The 18360-nt window shown below is 70.9% G+C and carries 15 protein-coding genes; 12 read left to right on the top strand and 3 right to left on the bottom strand.

All coding sequences use genetic code 11. The features are described from left to right. Positions 1-224 precede the first annotated feature (224 nt). The 7 genes from BLT43_RS10340 to BLT43_RS10310 are packed head-to-tail and all read left to right on the top strand — an operon-like array spanning position 225 to position 7669. Positions 225-3098, top strand: a complete 2874-nt coding sequence (locus BLT43_RS10340) for a monovalent cation/H+ antiporter subunit A (protein ID WP_090112567.1) — start codon at positions 225-227, stop codon at positions 3096-3098. After that, complete coding sequence (locus tag BLT43_RS10335; protein ID WP_090112566.1) at positions 3098-3484, top strand: Na+/H+ antiporter subunit C; 387 nt, start codon at positions 3098-3100, stop codon at positions 3482-3484. The genes BLT43_RS10340 and BLT43_RS10335 overlap by 1 nt, the downstream gene beginning before the upstream one ends. Beyond that, positions 3481-5130 (top strand): monovalent cation/H+ antiporter subunit D, encoded by a 1650-nt coding sequence (locus BLT43_RS10330; RefSeq protein ID WP_090112564.1) that lies wholly within the window; start codon positions 3481-3483, stop codon positions 5128-5130. The genes BLT43_RS10335 and BLT43_RS10330 overlap by 4 nt, the downstream gene beginning before the upstream one ends. A 1-nt stretch (position 5131) precedes the next feature. After that, positions 5132-5629, top strand: a complete 498-nt coding sequence (locus tag BLT43_RS10325) for a Na+/H+ antiporter subunit E (protein ID WP_090112562.1) — start codon at positions 5132-5134, stop codon at positions 5627-5629. Further along, positions 5626-5895: a K+/H+ antiporter subunit F gene (locus tag BLT43_RS10320; protein ID WP_090112560.1), complete on the top strand. Its 270-nt coding sequence runs from the start codon at positions 5626-5628 to the stop codon at positions 5893-5895. Before BLT43_RS10325 ends, BLT43_RS10320 begins: the two co-directional genes overlap by 4 nt. Before the next feature lie 7 nt (positions 5896-5902). Then, positions 5903-6247 (top strand): Na+/H+ antiporter subunit G, encoded by a 345-nt coding sequence (locus BLT43_RS10315; protein WP_090112557.1) that lies wholly within the window; start codon positions 5903-5905, stop codon positions 6245-6247. A gap of 9 nt (positions 6248-6256) precedes the next feature. Next, on the top strand, positions 6257-7669 hold the full coding sequence (locus tag BLT43_RS10310; RefSeq protein WP_090112555.1) for an alkaline phosphatase D family protein: 1413 nt from the start codon (positions 6257-6259) through the stop codon (positions 7667-7669). Positions 7670-7673: 4 nt separating this feature from the next. Here the strand turns inward: BLT43_RS10310 and BLT43_RS10305 are convergent, their stop codons facing one another. Together BLT43_RS10305 and BLT43_RS10300 are read right to left on the bottom strand one after the other, a co-directional pair. Next, entirely contained in the window at positions 7674-7877 is a 204-nt protein-coding gene (locus BLT43_RS10305; RefSeq protein WP_131802641.1) for a hypothetical protein, read from the bottom strand. A 106-nt stretch (positions 7878-7983) separates the two neighbouring features. Next, on the bottom strand, positions 7984-9015 hold the full coding sequence (locus BLT43_RS10300; RefSeq protein ID WP_090112550.1) for a GlxA family transcriptional regulator: 1032 nt from the start codon (positions 9013-9015) through the stop codon (positions 7984-7986). Positions 9016-9111: 96 nt separating this feature from the next. Here BLT43_RS10300 and BLT43_RS10295 point away from each other — a divergent pair, with 96 nt between their 5' ends. The 5 genes from BLT43_RS10295 (at position 9112) to BLT43_RS10275 (ending at position 15236) form a co-directional block, all read left to right on the top strand. Continuing rightward, on the top strand, positions 9112-10365 hold the full coding sequence (locus tag BLT43_RS10295) for a sarcosine oxidase subunit beta family protein (RefSeq protein WP_090112548.1): 1254 nt from the start codon (positions 9112-9114) through the stop codon (positions 10363-10365). 9 nt (positions 10366-10374) lie between these two features. Next, positions 10375-10674: a sarcosine oxidase subunit delta gene (locus BLT43_RS10290; protein WP_090112546.1), complete on the top strand. Its 300-nt coding sequence runs from the start codon at positions 10375-10377 to the stop codon at positions 10672-10674. Beyond that, positions 10671-13664, top strand: a complete 2994-nt coding sequence (locus BLT43_RS10285; RefSeq protein ID WP_090112544.1) for a sarcosine oxidase subunit alpha family protein — start codon at positions 10671-10673, stop codon at positions 13662-13664. The genes BLT43_RS10290 and BLT43_RS10285 overlap by 4 nt, the downstream gene beginning before the upstream one ends. A 14-nt stretch (positions 13665-13678) precedes the next feature. After that, positions 13679-14224, top strand: a complete 546-nt coding sequence (locus tag BLT43_RS10280; protein WP_165612586.1) for a sarcosine oxidase subunit gamma — start codon at positions 13679-13681, stop codon at positions 14222-14224. A gap of 790 nt (positions 14225-15014) precedes the next feature. Next, on the top strand, positions 15015-15236 hold the full coding sequence (locus tag BLT43_RS10275; RefSeq protein ID WP_090112541.1) for a YjiS-like domain-containing protein: 222 nt from the start codon (positions 15015-15017) through the stop codon (positions 15234-15236). Here the strand turns inward: BLT43_RS10275 and BLT43_RS10270 are convergent. Then, positions 15233-18358 carry an efflux RND transporter permease subunit gene (locus BLT43_RS10270; RefSeq protein ID WP_090112539.1) on the bottom strand — a complete coding sequence of 1042 codons (3126 nt, stop codon included), beginning with the start codon at positions 18356-18358 and terminating at the stop codon, positions 15233-15235. The two genes, BLT43_RS10275 and BLT43_RS10270, sit on opposite strands and share 4 nt — an antisense overlap. Positions 18359-18360: the final 2 nt, after the last annotated feature.

Genomic DNA, 18360 nt, shown 5'->3' with positions numbered 1-18360 from the left:
GCAGGGTGGATGCGGGCGCGGAAGGGGCGCCCGGCACCATGGCACGGCCCGCGCCGCGCTGTCGAGCGTCGCCGCGACCGGGGCGAATGGTCGCACCCCCGGACCCGGCGGCGCGGCGGGGGGCGAAATTTTTCGGGGGCCAAGGGGGCGAGAAATCACGTTTTGCCCCTGCAATCTCCCGAGAAGGACTGGTAGGCAGCGGCAACGAATTAGATAGTCTGTCCATGTCGCTGTTCATAATCGTCCTGCTGCCCTTCCTCGGCGCCCTGCTGCCCGGCCTGATGATCCGCGCCGGCCGGCAGGTCTGCTATACCACCACGATGCTCGTCACCGGCGCCGCCGCGATCGGGCTGGCCACACACGCCCCCGCGATCCTGCGCGGCGAGACGGTGACGGCCAAGCTCGACTGGCTGCCGGGGCTGGGGCTGAACGCCAACCTGTTCCTCGACCCGTTGGGCTTCATGTTCGCGGCGCTGATCCTCGGGATCGGCCTGCTGATCGTCGCCTATGCGCGCTACTACCTGTCGCGCGAGGACAACATGGGCGAGTTCTACGTCTACCTGCTGCTGTTTCAGGGCGCGATGGTGGGCATCGTGCTGTCGGACAACATCCTGCTGCTGCTGATCTTCTGGGAGCTGACGTCGCTCTCGTCCTTCCTCTTGATCGGCTACTGGAAGCACCTGCCCGAAGGCCGGCAGGGCGCGCGCATGGCGCTGGCCGTGACCGGCATGGGCGGGCTGGCGCTGATCGGCGGCATGCTGCTTCTGGGTCAGATCGCGGGCAGCTACGACCTGACCGTGATCCTCGAGCGGCGCGGCCAGATCCAGGACTCGCCGCTCTACTTGCCGGCGCTCCTGCTGATCCTGCTGGGCTGCTTCACCAAGTCGGCGCAGTTCCCGTTCCACTTCTGGCTGCCGCACGCCATGGCGGCGCCGACGCCGGTTTCGGCCTACCTGCACTCGGCCACCATGGTGAAGGCGGGGCTGTTTTTGATGGCGCGGCTCTGGCCGGTGCTGTCGGGCACGCCGGAATGGACGGCGCTGGTCGCGGGCGCAGGCCTTCTGACCATGGTGCTCGGCGCGCTGATCGCGATCTTCAAGCACGACCTGAAGGCGCTCCTGGCCTTCTCGACCGTCTCGCATCTGGGCCTGATCACCTTCCTTCTGGGCACCGGCACCGCCTTCGGCGCGATGGCGGCGGTGTTCCACATCCTCAACCATGCGAGCTTCAAGGCCGCGCTCTTCATGAGCGCGGGCATCGTCGACCACGAGGCGCATACCCGCGACATGCGCAGGCTCGGGGGCTTGCGGAAGCTGATGCCGATCACCTTCTCGATCGCGCTTCTCGCGGGCCTGTCGATGGCGGGCATCCCGCTTCTCAACGGCTTCCTGTCGAAGGAGATGATGCTCGAGGAGGCGACGCACACCACGCTCTTCGGCTCGCCGATGCTGGTGACGGTGGCCGCGACCGTGGGCGCGCTGTTCTCGGCGGCCTACTCGTTCCGGCTGATCGCCCACACCTATTTCGGGCCCGAGCGCGACGACTACCCGTCGCACCCGCACGACCCGGGCGCGGGCATGTGGCTGCCGCCCGGCCTGCTGATCATCCCGGTCGTGGTGATCGGCCTCTTCCCGGCGCTGGCCGAGCCTTTCGTCAAGCTGGTGACCGGCGCGGTGATCGGCAACGCCGCCGAGCTGCCCGACGCGCATCTGAAGATCTGGCACGGCCTGGTGCCGGCGCTGTGGATGTCGGTGATCGCGGTGATCGGCGGCGCGCTGCTGCTGATGGCGTTCCGGCCGCTCTCGAAGGCTTGGGAGGCCGCGCCGCGGCCCGAGGCCAAGGCGATCTTCGACGACGTGATCGCCGGCAGCGTCGCGCTGTCGCGCGGGCTGACGCAGCGGCTGCATGACGGCGCCTTCACCCGCTACGCCGCGATCATGGTGGTCACGGTGGTGGCGATCGGCGCGCATGCCTGGTTCACCGGCACGGCCGGCCTGCCGACGCGCGAGATGCTGCCGATGACGCCGATCGCGGTGGTGGCCTGGGCGATGCTGATCGCGGCGGCGGCCTTCCTCGTGGCGGCGCATCGCAACCGGCTCGCCGTGCTGATCCTGATGGGGATCATCGGCCTGATGGTCTCGGTCGGCTTCAACCACTTCTCGGCGCCGGACCTCGCGCTGACGCAGATCTCGGTCGAGGTGGTGACGATCATCCTGCTGCTGCTGGCGCTGAACTTCCTGCCCAACCGCACGCCGGCGGAATCGGGCGCGCCGCGGCGTATCCGCGACGGCGTGATCGCGCTGTCAGGCGGGGCGGCGGCGGCCGGGCTGATCTACACGATCCTGATGTCGGACTTCCCGCTCGGCACGATCTCGGACTACCACCTCGCCAACTCCTACAAGGGCGGCGGCGGCGACAACGTCGTCAACGTCATCCTCGTCGACTTCCGCGGCTTCGACACCTTCGGCGAGATCATCGTGCTCGGCATCGCCGCGCTGGTGATCTACGCGCTGACCGAGACGCTGCTGTCGAGCAAGGTGCGGGCGCGGCTGCTGAACCGCGGCTACGAGACCGAGCAGGCCGGCGACGCGCATCCGCTGATGATGGTGGTGCTGACCCGGGTGATGATGCCGGTCGTGCTGATGGTCGGGGTCTACATCTTCCTGCGCGGCCACAACGAGCCGGGCGGCGGCTTCGTCGCCGGCCTCGTCGTCGCGATCGCGGTGGTGATGCAGTACATGGCCTCGGGCTTCGCCTGGGCGGCGCGGCGCCAGCGCTACCCCTATCACGGCATCATCGGCGCGGGCGTGCTGGTGGCGGGCCTGACCGGCATCGGCTCGTGGTTCGCGGGCGTGCCCTTCCTGACCTCGGCCTTCGGCTATTTCCGCATCCCGCCGATGCAGGAGTTCGAGCTGGCCACCGCCATGGGCTTCGATCTCGGCGTCTTCCTCGCCGTGGTCGGCGCGGTGATGCTCTCGCTCGAGAGCTTCTCGCGGCTGGCGCGGCGGCAGGACACCGAGGACAGCGAATACGCCATGGATATCGATCCCTCTCGCGGCGCCGAGCTGGTGCCGGGCCGCGCCAAGGAGGAGAACTGATGGAACTTCTGATCGCCACGGCCGTCGGCGCGCTGACCGCCGCCGGGATCTACATGGTGCTCAGACTGCGCACCTTCCCGGTGATCATCGGCACCTCGCTTCTGAGCTATGCCGTCAACGTGTTTCTCTTCGCCTCGGGGCGGCTGGCGCTGAACGCGCCGCCGGTGCTGCGCGACGGGGTCGAGACCTACACCGACCCGCTGCCGCAGGCGCTGGTGCTGACCGCGATCGTGATCTCCTTCGGCATGACCGCCGTGGTGGTGATCATCGCGCTCGGCTCGTGGCTGTCCTCGGATGACGACCTCGTCGACGTGCCCGCCGTCTCGGACGGCGACGCCGCAGAGCCCGCGCTGCCGCGCGAGCAGCGACAGGAGGCCGCGCAATGAGCCACTGGATCGTCTCACCGATCGTGCTGCCGGCGATGCTGGCCGCGATCCTCGTGCTGATGGTGCGCCGCCACCTGCTGCCGCAGCGGGTGCTGTCGATGGCGGGCTGCGTCGCGCTTCTGGGCATCGCCATCGGCCAGTTCTGGCAGGCCGCGGGCGGCGATGTCACGATCTACCAGCTCGGCCACTGGCCCGCGCCCTTCGGCATCGTGCTGGTGGCCGACCGGCTCTCGACGCTGATGGTGCTGGTCACGACGCTGCTGGCGCCGCTGGTGCTGCTCTACGCGATCGGCTCGGGCTGGGACACGCGCGGGCGGCATTTCCACCCGCTGTTCCAGTTCCAGCTGATGGGCATCATCGGCGCCTTCCTGACCGGCGACCTGTTCAACCTCTTCGTCTTCTTCGAGGTGCTGCTGATCGCCTCCTACGGGTTGATGATCCACGCGGGCGGCGCCGAGCGGCTGCGCGCGGGCACGCAATACGTGCTGTTCAACCTCTTGGGCTCGACGCTGTTTCTGTTCGCGCTCGGCACGATCTACGCGCAGACCGGCACGCTCAACATGGCCGACCTCGCGCTGCGGGTGGCCGAGCTCGACGCCGGGGCGAACGCCGGCATCCGGGTGGCGGCGGTGCTGCTCCTGATGGTCTTCGCGATCAAGGCGGCGCTCCTGCCGCTGCATTTCTGGCTGCCGGCGAGCTACGCGCTGGCGCCGGCGCCGGTAGCCGCGCTCTTCGCGATCATGACCAAGGTGGGCGCCTACGGCATCATCCGCGTCTACACGCTGGTCTTCCCGCCGGAGCTGGCGATCACCCAGGGGCTGTTCGACACATGGCTGATGCCGGCCGCGCTCCTGACGCTGGCGCTCGGCATGATCGGCGTGCTGGGGGCGGTGCGGATCGAGCGGCTGGTGGCCTTCGCGGTGATCGGCTCGATGGGCCTCTTGCTGGCCTCGGTCGCGGTGTTCACGCCCGACGGCATCGCCGCCGCGCTCTACTACGCGATCCATTCGACCTTCGCGACCGCGGCGCTGTTCCTGCTGGTCGACGTGATCCAGAGCCGGCGCGGCGAGACCGCCGGCCGGCTGGTGCGGGCGCGGCCCTTCGAGGGCGCACCTCTGGTGGCGGGGATGTTCTTCGTCGCGGCGATCGCCATGACCGGCCTGCCGCCGCTCTCGGGCTTCGTCGGCAAGCTCCTGATCCTCGACGCGGCCTTCGCCGACCCGCTGGTCTGGTGGGTCTGGGCGGTGGTGCTCTCGGCCTCGCTGGTGGCGGTGGTGGGCTTCGCGCGCGCGGGCTCGATCGTCTTCTGGAAGGCGCATCAGCAGGGGCCCGAGCCCGAGGAGACCGACCCGACCAGCGCGCCGCCGGTCGAGGACGAGACCGCGCAGAACGGCTCGGACGAGCCGGCCGTGCCGCGCCCGGTGCTGCCGATGGTGGCGGTGGGCGGCCTCGTCGCGATGCTGGTGGCGCTGACCATCGGCGCGGGGCCGGTGAACCGCGCGCTCGCGGCCACGGCCGAGCAGCTCTTTTCGCCCGCGCCCTATCTCGAGGAGGTGCTCGCGACCGAGGGCAAGGTGATCAAGGACGACGCGCATGGCGATGAAGACCACGCCGGCGACGAGCATGCCGACGAGGGGGAGCACTGAGATGGGTCTGACCCGCAAGATCTTTCCGCACCCGACGCTGAGCGTGCTGCTGCTGCTGGTCTGGGTGCTGCTGGTGAACCACCTCAGCCTCGGCACGGTGGTGTTCGGCGCGATCCTCGGCGTGCTGATCCCGATCCTGACCGCCGCCTACTGGCCGGACCGGCCGCGCTCGCCCCGGCCGTGGCTGCTGCTGTCCTATATCGGGGTGGTGCTGTGGGACATCCTCGTGGCCAACCTGCAGGTGGCGCGGATCGTGCTGTTCAAGCGCAACGCCGACATGGCGCCGAACTGGGTGGTGGTGCCGCTGGAGCTGCGCACGCCCGAGGCGATCACCATGCTGGCGGGCACGATCACGCTGACCCCCGGCACGGTCAGCGCAGACCTGTCCTGCGACGGCCACGCGCTTCTGGTGCACGCGCTCGACGCGCCCGACCCCGACGCGGTGCGCGACGAGATCAAGAACCGCTACGAGCGCCGCCTGAAGGAGATCTTCGAATGATCGATCTGTCTCTCTACGTCGCGCTCGGCATGGTGGGCCTGGCGCAGCTGATGGCGATGGTGCGGCTGGTGATCGGCCCCGACACCGGCGACCGGATCCTGGCGCTCGACACCATGGTCATCAACGCCATCGGCCTTATCATCCTGGGCGGGGCGATCTGGGGCACCCAGATCTACTTCGAGAGCGCGATGATCTTCGCCATGCTCGGCTTCGTCTCCACCGTCGCGATCGCGCGCTTCGTGCTGCGCGGCGACATCATCGAGTGAGGGCCCCATGCTGATCGAGATCCTGATCGCCCTGGTGATCCTGAACGGCGCCGTCTTCACTCTGGTGGGCTCCTACGGCCTGCTGAAGCTGACCGGCCCGATGTCGCGTTTGCACGCGCCGACCAAGGCCTCGACGCTGGGGGTGGGCTCGCTGCTGCTGGGCTCGATCCTGCATGCCTTCGCCTCCGGCGAGGGCTCGATGCACGAGGTGCTGGTGATGGCGTTCCTGTTCGTCACCGCGCCGATCTCGGCCAATTTCATCGCCAAGGTGAACCTGCACCGGCTGCGTGGCCGGCCCGAGCTGCCGCCGCCGCCCGAGAGCCGCGACTGGGCGACCTATGCCGAGAAATAGGGCGCGGCCGTGAGCTCGTCCGACGCGCCGGGCCTCGGCCCGATCCTGCATTTCCGCGGCCATGACGCGGCGGGGCTGCGGTTGGCGGCGGTGGTGGTGCGGCCAGAAGGGGCCGAGGTCGGCACGCTCGACGTCGAAGGCGCCGAGATCGCGCCGCGGCGCATCGCGCTCTTCGCCGGTCACGCGGTCTGGCGCTTCGACTTCGTGCTGGCGCCGGGGCAGGCGGCCTACGTCTTCGAGGGCGAGCGCTTCGAGGTGAGCGCGCCGGATAAGGCTGATCTGCGGATCGCCTTCACCTCCTGCAACGGCGAGGAAAACGGCGATCTCGACCGCGAGGCGGGCGAGCGCAACGCCATGTGGGACCGGCTCGCCGCCGAGCACGCGGCGCGGCCCTTCGCGCTTTTGCTGCAGGGCGGCGACCAGATCTATGCCGACGAGGTGACGCGCGGCCACCCCCTGAGCGCGGGCTGGCCCGAGGAGCTGCCGGCGCGGCCCTCGGCCGCCGATCTCGAGGATCTCGGCGCGCATCTGCGTCGGGCCTTTCTCGAGCGCTACCTCGCGGTGTTCGGCTGCACGGGGTTCCGCGAGATGGCGGCGCGGGTGCCGACGCTGGCGATCTGGGACGACCACGACATCTGCGACGGCTGGGGCTCGCTGCCCGGCGAGCCGATGGAGACGGCGGTGGGGCAGGTGCTGTTCAAGGCGGCGCGCGAGGCCTACCTGCTGTTGCAGCACGGCGCGGCCGAGGCCGACATCGCCGAGGTCTTCGCCGACCCGTCGGGCCAAAGCCTCGGCTGGCGGCGGGAGCTGCCCGGCCTGACGCTGATCGCGCCGGACCTGCGTTCGGAGCGCGGGCGCCAGCAGGTGATGGCGCGCGGCTGGGAGCTGATGGAGGCGCACCGGCCCGAGGGCGAGCGGACGCTGATGGTGTCGAGCGTGCCGCTGCTGGGGCCGCGGCTGTCGTTGATCGAGCGGTTCATCGGCTGGGTGCCGAAGCTCGACGATTACGAGGACGACCTGCGCGACCAGTGGCAGAGCCGGGCGCATCGCGAGTCGTGGAAACGGGCGCTGCGCGAAGTGCTGCGCTGGCGCGAGGGCGGCCCGGTCACGGTGCTGTCGGGCGAGATCCACCTCGCCACGCGGGCCGAGATGGCGGCGGCGCAGGGGCCGGTGCACCAGCTGGTGGCCTCTGGCATCGCGCATCGGCCGCCGCCCAAGGGCTATGCCCGCGGGCTCGGCTGGCTCGGCACGCTGGGCGAGGCGCCGCTGCCCGAGCACCCGATCCGCATCCTGCCGCTGCCGGGAATGCGCCGGCGCTACGTGGCGGAGCGCAACTTCCTGGTGCTGGAGCGGCGCGGCGACGACTGGCAGGCCGTCTGGCATCTCGAGGAGAGCGGCCCGACGCCGCCGCTGCCGATCTGAGGCGTCAGCTTTCGCCGGCGGTGTCGCCGAAGCCCTGGTCGTCGATGCCGCCGGTGCCGATCGCCGGGTCGCCGCCGGGGCGGTAGTCGGCCTCGTCGGACTGCTCGTCGGCGACGGGCAGGGTGGGCACGCTGGCCGTCTGGGGCTGGCAGGCGGCGAGCAGCAGCGTCGCGGCGGCGGCGGCGGGGATCAGGCTGTAACGGGGCATCGTGAACTCCATGTCATTTGATGTATCACAGCCAACGCCGCGCGCGCGGCAATGGTTCGGTCGCGACGTCAAGCGCGCCGGCCCGGACCCTGTCTGAAGCCCCGTTTCAGGCGTCGATCCGGCCGGCCATGGCGCGGCGCCAGGCCTCGGGCGTCGTGCCCTCGTGGCGGCGGAACACCCGGATCAGGTGCGAGGCGTCGCAGAAGCCGGCCTCGGCGGCGATGCGGGTGACGCTGGCCCCGGGCCGGGCCAGCAGGAAGCGGGCATGGGCGAGGCGGACCCGCGTGAAGGCCTCGGCCGGGCCCAGCCCCAATGCGGCGCGCATGTGGCGTTCGAGCTTGCGGCGGCTGACGCCGAGACGGGCGGCGATCTCCTCGACGCCGGGGGCGGCGTCGAGGTTCTGCTGCATGACGCGCAAGGCCCGGCGCACCAGCGGGTCGCGGGTCTTGAGGTCGAGGGGCAGGCCGGGCTGCGGGTCGTCGGGGGCCATCGGCTCGTCGATCATCATGATGTGCAAGCTCTTGCGCGCCGCCGCGCGGCCGATATGGCGCTCGACCAGGTGGGCTGCGAGATGCGCCGAGCCGGCCCCGCCCGAGCAGGTCAGCCGGCCGCGATCCTCGACGAAGACCCGGTCGGAGACCGGCACCAGCCCGTCGAAACGTTCGAGGAAATCGTCGTGGTGGAACCAGCTGACGCAGCAGCGGTGGCCGGCCATCAGCCCGGCCTCGTGCAGGATGAAGGCGCCGGTGCAGACGCCGACCAGCGGCACCTTGAGCGCGGCGGCGCGGCGCAGGAAGGCGGTCTCGGCGGGGGTGAGCCCGCCCGAATCCATCAGCCCGCCGATCACCACGACGTAGTCGAAGCGCGCCGGATCGCCGAGCTTCTCCTCGGGGCCGACGGTGACGCCGCAGCTCGAGCGGATCGGCTCGAGCTTTTCCGCGATCACCCGCCAGCGGCACAGGATCGGACGCGAGCGGTCGCCCTCGTCGGCGGCGAGGCGCAGCACGTCGACGAAATTGGCGAAGGCCGAGAGGGTGAAGCGGCGCGCCAGCAGGAAGCCCACGCGCAGGCGGGGCTCGGCGGCGGCCGGGCGCGGCGCGGGGGCCGGGCGCGAGGCGGATGAAAAAGCGGCGGTCATGTCGCAAACATAATGCCGATGCGTCGCATGCATCCAGCCCCGCGCCGCCGGGCCGTGGCAGTAGGGGGGCGATCCCGTCCGCCGATGGAGCGTGCCATGACCCGCTATTCCGCCTTCGCCGTCGTCAAGAACGCGCTGACCGGCCACAAGGGCTGGCGCGAGCAGTGGCCCGATGCCGAGCCGAAGAAGGAATACGACGTGATCATCGTCGGCGCCGGCGGCCATGGCCTCGGTGCGGCCTACTACCTCGCCCGCGAGCACGGCATCACCAACGTGGCCGTGATCGACAAGGGCTGGCTGGGGGGTGGCAACACCGGGCGCAACACCACGATCATCCGCTCGAACTATCTCTATGACGAGAGTGCGAAGCTCTACGACCACGCGCTCGACCTGTGGGACGGGCTGTCACAGGAGCTGAACTACAACGTCATGTTCTCGCGGCGCGGCGTGATGATGCTGGCGCACAACGTCCACGACGTGCAGAGCTTCCAGCGCCACGTCCACTCCAACCGGCTGAACGGCGTCGACAACCGCTGGCTCAGCCCTGAGGAGGCGAAGGCGTTCTGCCCGCCGCTCAACATCTCGAAGGACGCGCGCTACCCGGTGATGGGCGCGGCGCTGCAGATGCGGGCGGGCACCGCGCGGCACGACGCGGTGGCCTGGGGCTACGCGCGGGCGGCGGCGGCACGCGGGGTCGACATCATCCAGAACTGCCCGGTGATCGCGATCCGGCGGGGGCCCGACGGCGCGGTGACGGGGGTCGATACCGCCAAGGGCTTCATCGGCGCGAAGAAGGTGGCGGTGTCGGCGGCCGGGCACACCAGCGTCGTGATGCAGAGCGCGGGCGTGCGGATGCCGCTCGAGAGCTTTCCGCTGCAGGCGCTGGTCTCGGAGCCGGTGAAGCCGGTCTTCCCCTGCGTGGTGATGTCGAACACGGTGCACGCCTATATCAGCCAGTCCGACAAGGGCGAGCTGGTGATCGGCTCGGGCACAGACCAGTACACCTCCTATTCGCAGCGCGGCGGCCTGCCGCTGATCGAGCACACGGTGGCGGCGATCTGCGAGGTCTTCCCGATCTTCAACCGGATGCGGATGCTCAGGAAATGGGGCGGCATCGTCGACGTGACGCCGGACCGCTCGGCGATCATCGGCAAGACGCCGGTGAAGAACCTCTTCGTCAATTGCGGCTGGGGCACGGGCGGCTTCAAGGCGACGCCCGGCGCGGCGCACACTCTGGCGCACACGGTCGCGACCGGCGAGCCGCACCCGATCAACGCCCCCTTCACGCTGGACCGCTTCCGCACGGGGCGGCTGATCGACGAGGCGGCCGCCGCCGCCGTCGCGCATTGAGGTAAGACCATGCTGCTGATCCATTGCCCCTATTGCGACCAGACCCTGCCCGAGGCGGAGTTCGCCTATGCCGGCGAGGCGCATATCGCGCGGCCGGAAGACCCGTCGCAGCTGTCCGACGAGGAATGGCGCGACTTCCTGTTCATCCGCTCCAATCTCAAGGGGCCGCATTTCGAGCGCTGGCGCCACGTGCATGGCTGCGCGCGCTTCTTCAACGCGGTGCGCGACACGGTGAGCGACCGCTTCCTTCTGACCTACAGGGCCGGCGAGCCGCGCCCCGACCTCTCGACGCCGGAGGCCGCGCAGTGAGCCAGTTCCGCATTCCCGGCAAGGGCCGGGTGAAGCACGACGAGAAAGTCACCTTCTCCTTCGACGGCAGGCGCTACGAGGGGCTGCGCGGCGACACGGTGGCCTCGGCGCTGCTGGCGCATGGCATCCACCTGATGGGGCGGTCGTTCAAGTATCACCGCCCGCGCGGGCCGGTGACGGCCGACTCGGCCGAGCCCAACGCGCTGATCGGCACCTCGCGCGGGGCGGGACGGTTCGAGCCCAACACGCGGGCCACGGTGCAGGAACTGCGCGAGGGCTTGATGTGTGAGAGCCAGAACCGGCTCGGCGCGCTGTCCTTCGACCTCGGCGCGGTGAACGACGCGCTGCACCCGCTGTTTCCGGCCGGGTTCTACTACAAGACCTTCATGTGGCCCCGCAGCTTCTGGGACCGGCTCTACGAGCCGGTGATCCGCCGCGCCGCTGGTTTGGGCCGCGCGCCTTCGGAGGTCGACCCGGACCGCTACGCCTCGCGCTACCTGCACACCGACCTGCTCGTCGTCGGCGGCGGGCCGGCCGGGATCGCGGCCGCGCTGGAGGCGGCGCGGGCGGGCGTGCGGGTGACGCTGGTGGACGAGACCCCGGAGATGGGCGGGTCGCTCCTGTCGGACCCGGAGGTGGAGATCGACGGGCAGGCGGCGTGGGACTGGCTTGCGGCCGCGCTCGACGAGCTGCGGGCGCGCGGCGTGCGGCTGATGACCCGCACCACGGCGATCGGCTACTACCACCAGAACATGATCGGGCTGTGCGAGAAGCTCACCGACCATCTCGACACGCTGCCCGAGAACGCCCCGCGCGAGCGGATGTGGCGGGTGCGGGCGACGCGCGTGGTGCTGGCGCAGGGCGCGCTGGAAAAGCCGCTCGTGTTCCACGGCAACGACCGGCCCGGCGTGATGCTGGCGGGCGCGGCGCAGAGCTATCTGCACCGCTGGGGCGTGAAGGTCGGCGAGCGGGCGGTGATCGTCACCTCGCATGACAGCGCCTGGCACGCGGCCTTCGACCTCGCCGAGGCCGGCACCAAGATCGTCGCCATCGTCGACACGCGGGCGGCACTGGCCGATGAGCTGCGGGCCGAGGCGCGGGTGCGGGGGATCGAGGTGCTGGCCGGGCACACGGTGACCGGCACGCGCGGGCGGCTGCGCGTCGCCTCGGTCACGGTGAACCCGGTCGAGAACGGCCGGGTCGGCGATCCGCGCATGCTGCATTGCGACTGCCTGCTGATGTCGGGCGGCTGGACGCCGTCGCTGCATCTCTTCTCGCACACCAAGGGCAGCCTGCAGTGGGACGAGGCGAGCCGGACCTTCCTGCCGGGGCGGATGACCGAGGACTGCCACATCGCCGGCGCCGGGCGCGGGCTCTGGGGCTATCTCGACGCGCTCTCGGACGGGGCCGAGGCCGGTGCGGCGGCGGCGCGGGCGCTCGGCCACGCGGTCGAGCCCACGGGCTTTGCCGTGGCGCATGACCGGCCGGGCACGGGCGAGAGCCACAAGGAGCTGCCCACGGACCGCAGGTCGCACCGGGTGCGCGCCTTCGTCGATTTCCAGAACGACGTCACCGCCAAGGACCTGCGGCTGGCGGTGCGCGAGGGGATGCGCTCGATCGAGCACGTCAAGCGCTACACCACCAACGGCATGGCGACCGATCAGGGCAAGATGTCGAACATCAACGGGCTGATGATCGCCTCGGACGCGGTGGGCAAGGCGCCGCCCGAGGTGGGGCTGACCACCTTCCGCCCGCCCTACACGCCGACGAGCTTCGGCGCCTTCGCGGGCTACAAGCGCGGCGCGACCTTCGAGGTGACGAGGGCCACGCCGATCGACGCCTTCGCCGAGGCCAACGGCGCGGTGTTCGAGCCGGTCTCGCTGTGGCGCCGCGCGTGGTACTTCCCGCAGGGCGGCGAGGACATGGAGGCGGCGGTGGCGCGCGAGTGCCTTGCCACGCGCGGCGGCGTCGGCATCTTCGACGCCTCGACGCTGGGCAAGATCGAGGTGGCGGGGCCCGACGCGGTCGAGTTCATGAACCGCATGTACACCAACCCCTGGACCAAGCTGGCGCCGGGGCGCTGCCGCTACGGCGTGCTTCTGGGCGAGGACGGCTACATCCGCGACGACGGCGTCATCGGGCGGCTGTCGGACGACCTGTTCCACGTCACCACCACGACCGGGGGTGCGGCGCGGGTGCTGAACATGATGGAGGATTATCTCCAGACCGAGTGGCCGGATCTCGACGTCTGGCTCACCTCGACCACCGAGCAATGGGCGACCGTGGCGCTGAACGGCCCGAAGGCGCGCGAGGTGCTGGACGGGCTGGTCGAGGGCGTCGACATCTCGGCCGAGGCGATGCCGCACATGTCGGTGGCCGAATGCCGCGTCGCCGGCTTCAGGGCGCGGCTGTTCCGGCTGAGCTTCACCGGCGAGCTGGGCTTCGAGGTCAACGTGCCGGCGCGGCACGGGCTGGCGCTGTGGGAGGCGCTGATGGAAGCCGGAAAACCGCATGGCATCACGCCCTACGGCACCGAGACCATGCACGTGCTGCGCGCCGAGAAGGGCTTCATCATCGTCGGACAGGACACCGACGGCACGGTGACGCCGGACGACGCGGGGCTCGGCTGGGCGATCGGCAAGAAGAAGCCCGACTTCGTCGGCAAGCGGTCGCTGGCGCGGCCCGACCTCGTGGCCGGGGGGCGCAAGCAGCTCGTCGGCCTGATGACCGAGGACGGGGCGGTGAAGCTGGAGGAGGGCGCGCAGATCGTGCTCGACCCCGACCAGCCGAAGCCGATGAAGATGGTCGGGCACGTGACGTCGTCCTACCGCAGCGCCACGCTCGGCCGCTCGATCGCCATGGCGCTGATCGAGGACGGGCGCGCGCGCGAGGGCGAGACGGTGCATGTGCCGATGCCCGACGGCGTGGTGCGGGCGAAGGTGACCTCGACCATGTTCTACGACCCGGACGGCGAGAGGCTGAAGCTCTGAAGGAGGGCGCGATGATGACCAGCCAGACACATGATTTCACCGCCGATGCCGGCGCGCGGGTGCGGATCGAGGCGCTGGCGCCGGTGGCGCGCTTCTCGCTCAGGGTGCGGGCGGCGGGCCGGCCGGTGCTGGGCCGGGCGCTCGGCTGCGACCTGCCGGACCGGGTGGGCGAGACGGCGCGCGCGGGCGGCCGCGTCGCGCTGTGCCTCGGGCCGGACGAGTGGCTGATCCAGGCCGGGGAGGACGAGGCCGACGCGATCGCGCGGGCCGGGGCGGACGCCTATGCGGAGGCGCCGCACGCGTTGGTCGAGATCAGCGACCGCGAGGTGAGCTTCCGGGTCAGCGGCCCGGCGGCGGCGGATCTCCTGGCGACCAACTGCCCGCGCGACCTCGACCGGCTGGCGGTGGGCGGCGCGACCCGAACGGTGTTCGACACCGCGCAGGTGGTGCTGTGGCGCGAGGCCGACGACGCCTTCCGCCTCGACGTCTGGCGCAGCTTCGCGCCTCATGTGCGGGCGCTGCTGGAGATCGGACAGGCGGAGATCGCGGCGGGGCTCTGAGAGCGGCGCGCTTAGGTGGGAATTGCGGTTGCGGTTCTGGGGCTGGCGGCGCGGTGGTCGAGTGAACATGATAGATATATCAGCGCTCTAAGTGACATACCTCTTGTGTCGCGTTAGTTGCGGGCTAGCGCGTTTATCCGTGCTGCGCTGGTCGCCATGGGCGTGGGACACCGCCGCCGGCTTTCGATCCGGTGAGCTGTGAGGCACGCTACTGCGTGCCGGATGACGATCTGAATCTCATCGATGGATCTGGTGACAGGCAGCGCGGCGGGGCTCTGCAAGACGGGCCACCGGTCTAGAGATTTTGCCTTCAGGGTTCGCCGGAGGTGGCATGATCCAGCCGGTGGGTTGTCGTTGAATGCTAAGAGAACACCTTAGATAACCGACGCATGAGTCTGATATTATTGTGCAAGATGGCTCTACGACGCGGGCTGGAGGCAATTGGCGCGAGGCCGGGGACGGTCGGCGGGTTGTTTCGGCCAAATTCTTTCGGGCGGTCCGGCTTAGGCAACGCGGTCTGCCGGTGACGCCGCGGCGGAAAGGTTCCGCGGACGACCGCGGAAATCGCACGTGATCGGGCCATGCGGGCTGTTCTGCCCGGTTCGTGGGCCGATCCGACCCCTGTGCCCGGCGCTTGGGCGGACCTGAAACCGGCCTCGGCAAGGAGCCGCGCAGAGCCTTGCTGCGGTGGAATGGCGGACCCGCATCCGCGGGGCTGGTCGGGCGGCGGGGTCGGCCCCAGCATCGGGGGCAGACGATGCCGCGTTGCGGCGAAACCCCGGAGAGCGACATGACCCGTACTCAAGACGACTCCATCCCCGCCACCCTCTATGGCCGGCTGGCCGCGCTGCGCGGCGACCTCGCGCTGTCGACCGAGCGCCGGCGGATCTACCGGCGTACCGTGGCCGAGCTGTCGCGGCTGTCGGACCGCGACCTCGCCGATCTCGGCTGCGAGCGCGAGGGGATCGTGCAGATGGCGCGCGACGCGGCGCGGCGCGCGGTGCCGCGCTAGGCCATGCGGTCGCGGGCCGGCCGCCGGCCCGCGACCCGCCGCCATGCGGCGGCGAGATCGAGCTGGATCGCCACCAGCGCCGGCACCACCAGAAGCACGATGGCGAAGCCGAAGACCAGGCCGGAGCAGAGCGTCAGCACCATCGGCTTGAGGAACTCGGCCTGCGTGCTGGTCTCGAACAGGAGCGGCGCGAGGCCGAGCACGGTGGTCAGCGTCGTCAGCAGCACCGGGCGCAGCCGTTCGGACACCGCGCCGATGATGGCGGCGCGCGGCTCGACCCGGCGCATCCGCTCGTCGATGGCGGTGATCAGCACGATCGAGTCGTTGACGATGATGCCGCTCAGCCCGATGAAGCCCACCGCCGAGAAGATCGACAGCGGCATGTCCCACCAGTAATGGCCCCAGACCACGCCTGTCACGCCGACCGGGATCACCGCCATGATCGACAGCGGCCGCACCCAGTGGCCGAGCACCAGCGCCAGCACCATGTAGATCATGAGCAGGCAGACGCCGAAGCCGATCGCCGCGTCGGAGAGGAACTGCGCCTCCTGCGCGGCCAGCCCCTGCAGTGCGTAGCCGGTGCCGAAGGCGGCGGCGATGCGCGGCAGTTCGACCGTCTCGATCCGCTCGAGGAGCGTCTCGGCCAGATCGGGATCCTCGGTCGAGATCTCGCCGGTGACGCGGACCACGGCCTGCCCGGCGGTGCTGCGGATCGTGCCGAGGGCGGGGCTGGGCTCTAGCGTGACGATCTCGGCCAGAGTCACCCAGCGCCCCTCGGGCGAGGGCAGCAGGATCTCGTCGAGATAGGCGGCGCCGAGCGCGCCCTCGGGCAGCCGCACCTCGATCCGGCCGGTCTGCGCGCCCTCCTGCCACGTCGTGGCCTCGACGCCCTGCAGCCGCGCCCGCAGCTCGGCCGCGATCGCGGCCTCGGTGAAGCCGAGCGCCTCGCCATAGCCGTTGAGCCGCAGCGACTGCGCGGTGCCCGCGAGCGTCAGGTCGTCCTCGAGGCCGGTGATCTCGGGGATCTGCGAGAGCACCGCCTGCAGCGCGGCGGCGGCGGCGTCGAGCCGGGCGGGGTCGTCGCCGTAGAGCGCGATGTCGAGCCCGTCGCCGCCCGGTCCGAACCGCCCGGCGCGGAAGCTGAAGGTCTCGAGCAGCGGCGGCCGGTCGAGCGCGGCCTCGAAGGCGGTGACGAAGGCGTCGGTGGCGTAGGGGCGGTCGTCGGCCTCGATCAGCTCGATCGTGACCGCGCCGAGCAGGTCGGCGTCCTTGTCCTCGGCGGAGGCGAGGCCGCGCCCGGCGCCGCCGCCGATCTCGGTCAGCACCGTCACCACCGGGTCGGCGCCGTGGCGTTCGGCGAAGTCGGCGCGCACCTCGTTCGAGGCGCGCAGCAGCTCGTCCAGCATCGCCTCGGTGTCGGCGCGGGTGGCGTCGTCGCGCATCGCGATGTTGGCGGTGATCATCGGCTGCTGCGGCGCGACGAAGAAGCGCCAGGCGACGTCGCGCTCGATCACCATCAGGAGCGCCTGCAGCGTCGCGCCAACGGCCACCAGCAGCACCGCATAGCGCAGCGACATCAGCCCGCGCAGGAGCGGCGCGACGAGCTGGGCGCGCATCCGGTCGAAGCCGCGATTGACCGCGCGGGCCGGCCAGGCGAGCCAGCTTCGGTCGAGCCGGGCGAAGCCGTGGCCCAGATGGTGCGGCAGCACGAGGAAGCACTCGGCCAGAGAGGCCAGCAGCACCGCCGCGACGGTGAAGGGGATGGCGGCCATGAAGTCGCCGAAGCGGCCGCCCACGGCCATCAGCGACATGAAGGCCACCACCGTGGTCGCGGTCGAGGCGAGGATCGGCCCGAGCATCCGCCGCGCCGCGCGCTCGGCGGCGCGCGCGCGGCTTTCGCCGTTCTGGCGGTGCCTTGCCTCGGCGCTTTCGGCCACGACGATGGCGTCGTCGACGATGATGCCTAGGCAGATCAGCAGCGCGAAGATCGAGATCATGTTGAGCGACTGGCCGGTGAGCCAGAGCAGGCCGAGCCCGGCGGCCAGCGCGACCGGGATGCCGCCGGCCACCCAGATCGCCGCCGAGGGGGAGAGGAAGACGAACAGCAGCGCCAGCACCAGCAGCAGGCCGAAGGCCGCGTTGTCGGCGAGGATCGCCAGCCGGTCGGCGATGCGGGAGGCGTTGTCGCGCATCGGCGCGACCTCGAGCGGCTCGGACTGGCGGGCGGCGAAGGCGCGCGCGGTGTCGAGCGCGGCCTCGCGGATCTTCAGCGCGTCGCCGCCCTCGCCGCGTTCGACCCCGATCACCACCGCCGGCACGCCTTCGAGGAAATAGGCCCGGCCGGAGCCGGCCTCGACCCTCTCGAAGGCGGCGATCTCGCCCAGCGTGACGCGGCCCGTTGCGGTGGCGAGCGACAGGCCGGCCAGAGCGTCGTCCGACAGCCGGTCCTGCCCGACCCGGACCGGCACGCCGCCCGTGGCGGTTTCGCCGGCGGCGCTGTCGCGGGCGCCCTGCGCGATGGCGTCGGCCACCTGCTGCAGGCTCAGCCCGTGCTCGGCCAGCCGCGCGGCCGAGAGCGTGACCGACAGCTCGGGCGCGGTGGTGCCGCGCAGGCTCACCCTAGTCAGCCCGGCGCGCAGCAGCTCCTGCTGCAGCGCCTCGCCCAGCTCTTCGAGCCGGTCGCGGGGCAGATCGCCCGCGAGCACGAGGTCGAAGACCCGGTCGCGCCATGCGGCGCGGCTGACGGCCGGCGTCTCGGCCGCCTCGGGCAGCGAGGCGGCCGAGGGCAGGGCGGCCTCGACATCCTCCATCGCGCGGCCGATGTCCCAGCCGGGCTCGAATTCGAGCGAGAAGCGCGCGCCGCCTTCGCGCGCCACCGCCGACAGCTCGGACAGCCCCTCGACCGCCAGCAGCGACGGGCTCGCCACCGCGACGATGCCGTCCTGCACGTCCTCGGCCGAGGCGTCGTCCCACGGGATCGAGACGTCGACCCGTTCGAACACCACGTCGGGCAGGTATTGCGCGCGGATCTGGGTCGCGGCGTAGACGCCGAAGACGGTGATCAGCACCATCAGCAGGTTCGCGGCGGTGGGGTGGCGGGTGAAGAAGGCGACGAGCCGCATGC

The organism is Limimaricola pyoseonensis (assembly GCF_900102015.1).
Classification (GTDB): Bacteria; Pseudomonadota; Alphaproteobacteria; order Rhodobacterales; family Rhodobacteraceae; genus Limimaricola; species Limimaricola pyoseonensis.
The sequence above is the reverse complement of the archived record's forward strand: the minus strand, read 5'-3'. Positions and strand labels throughout refer to the sequence as shown.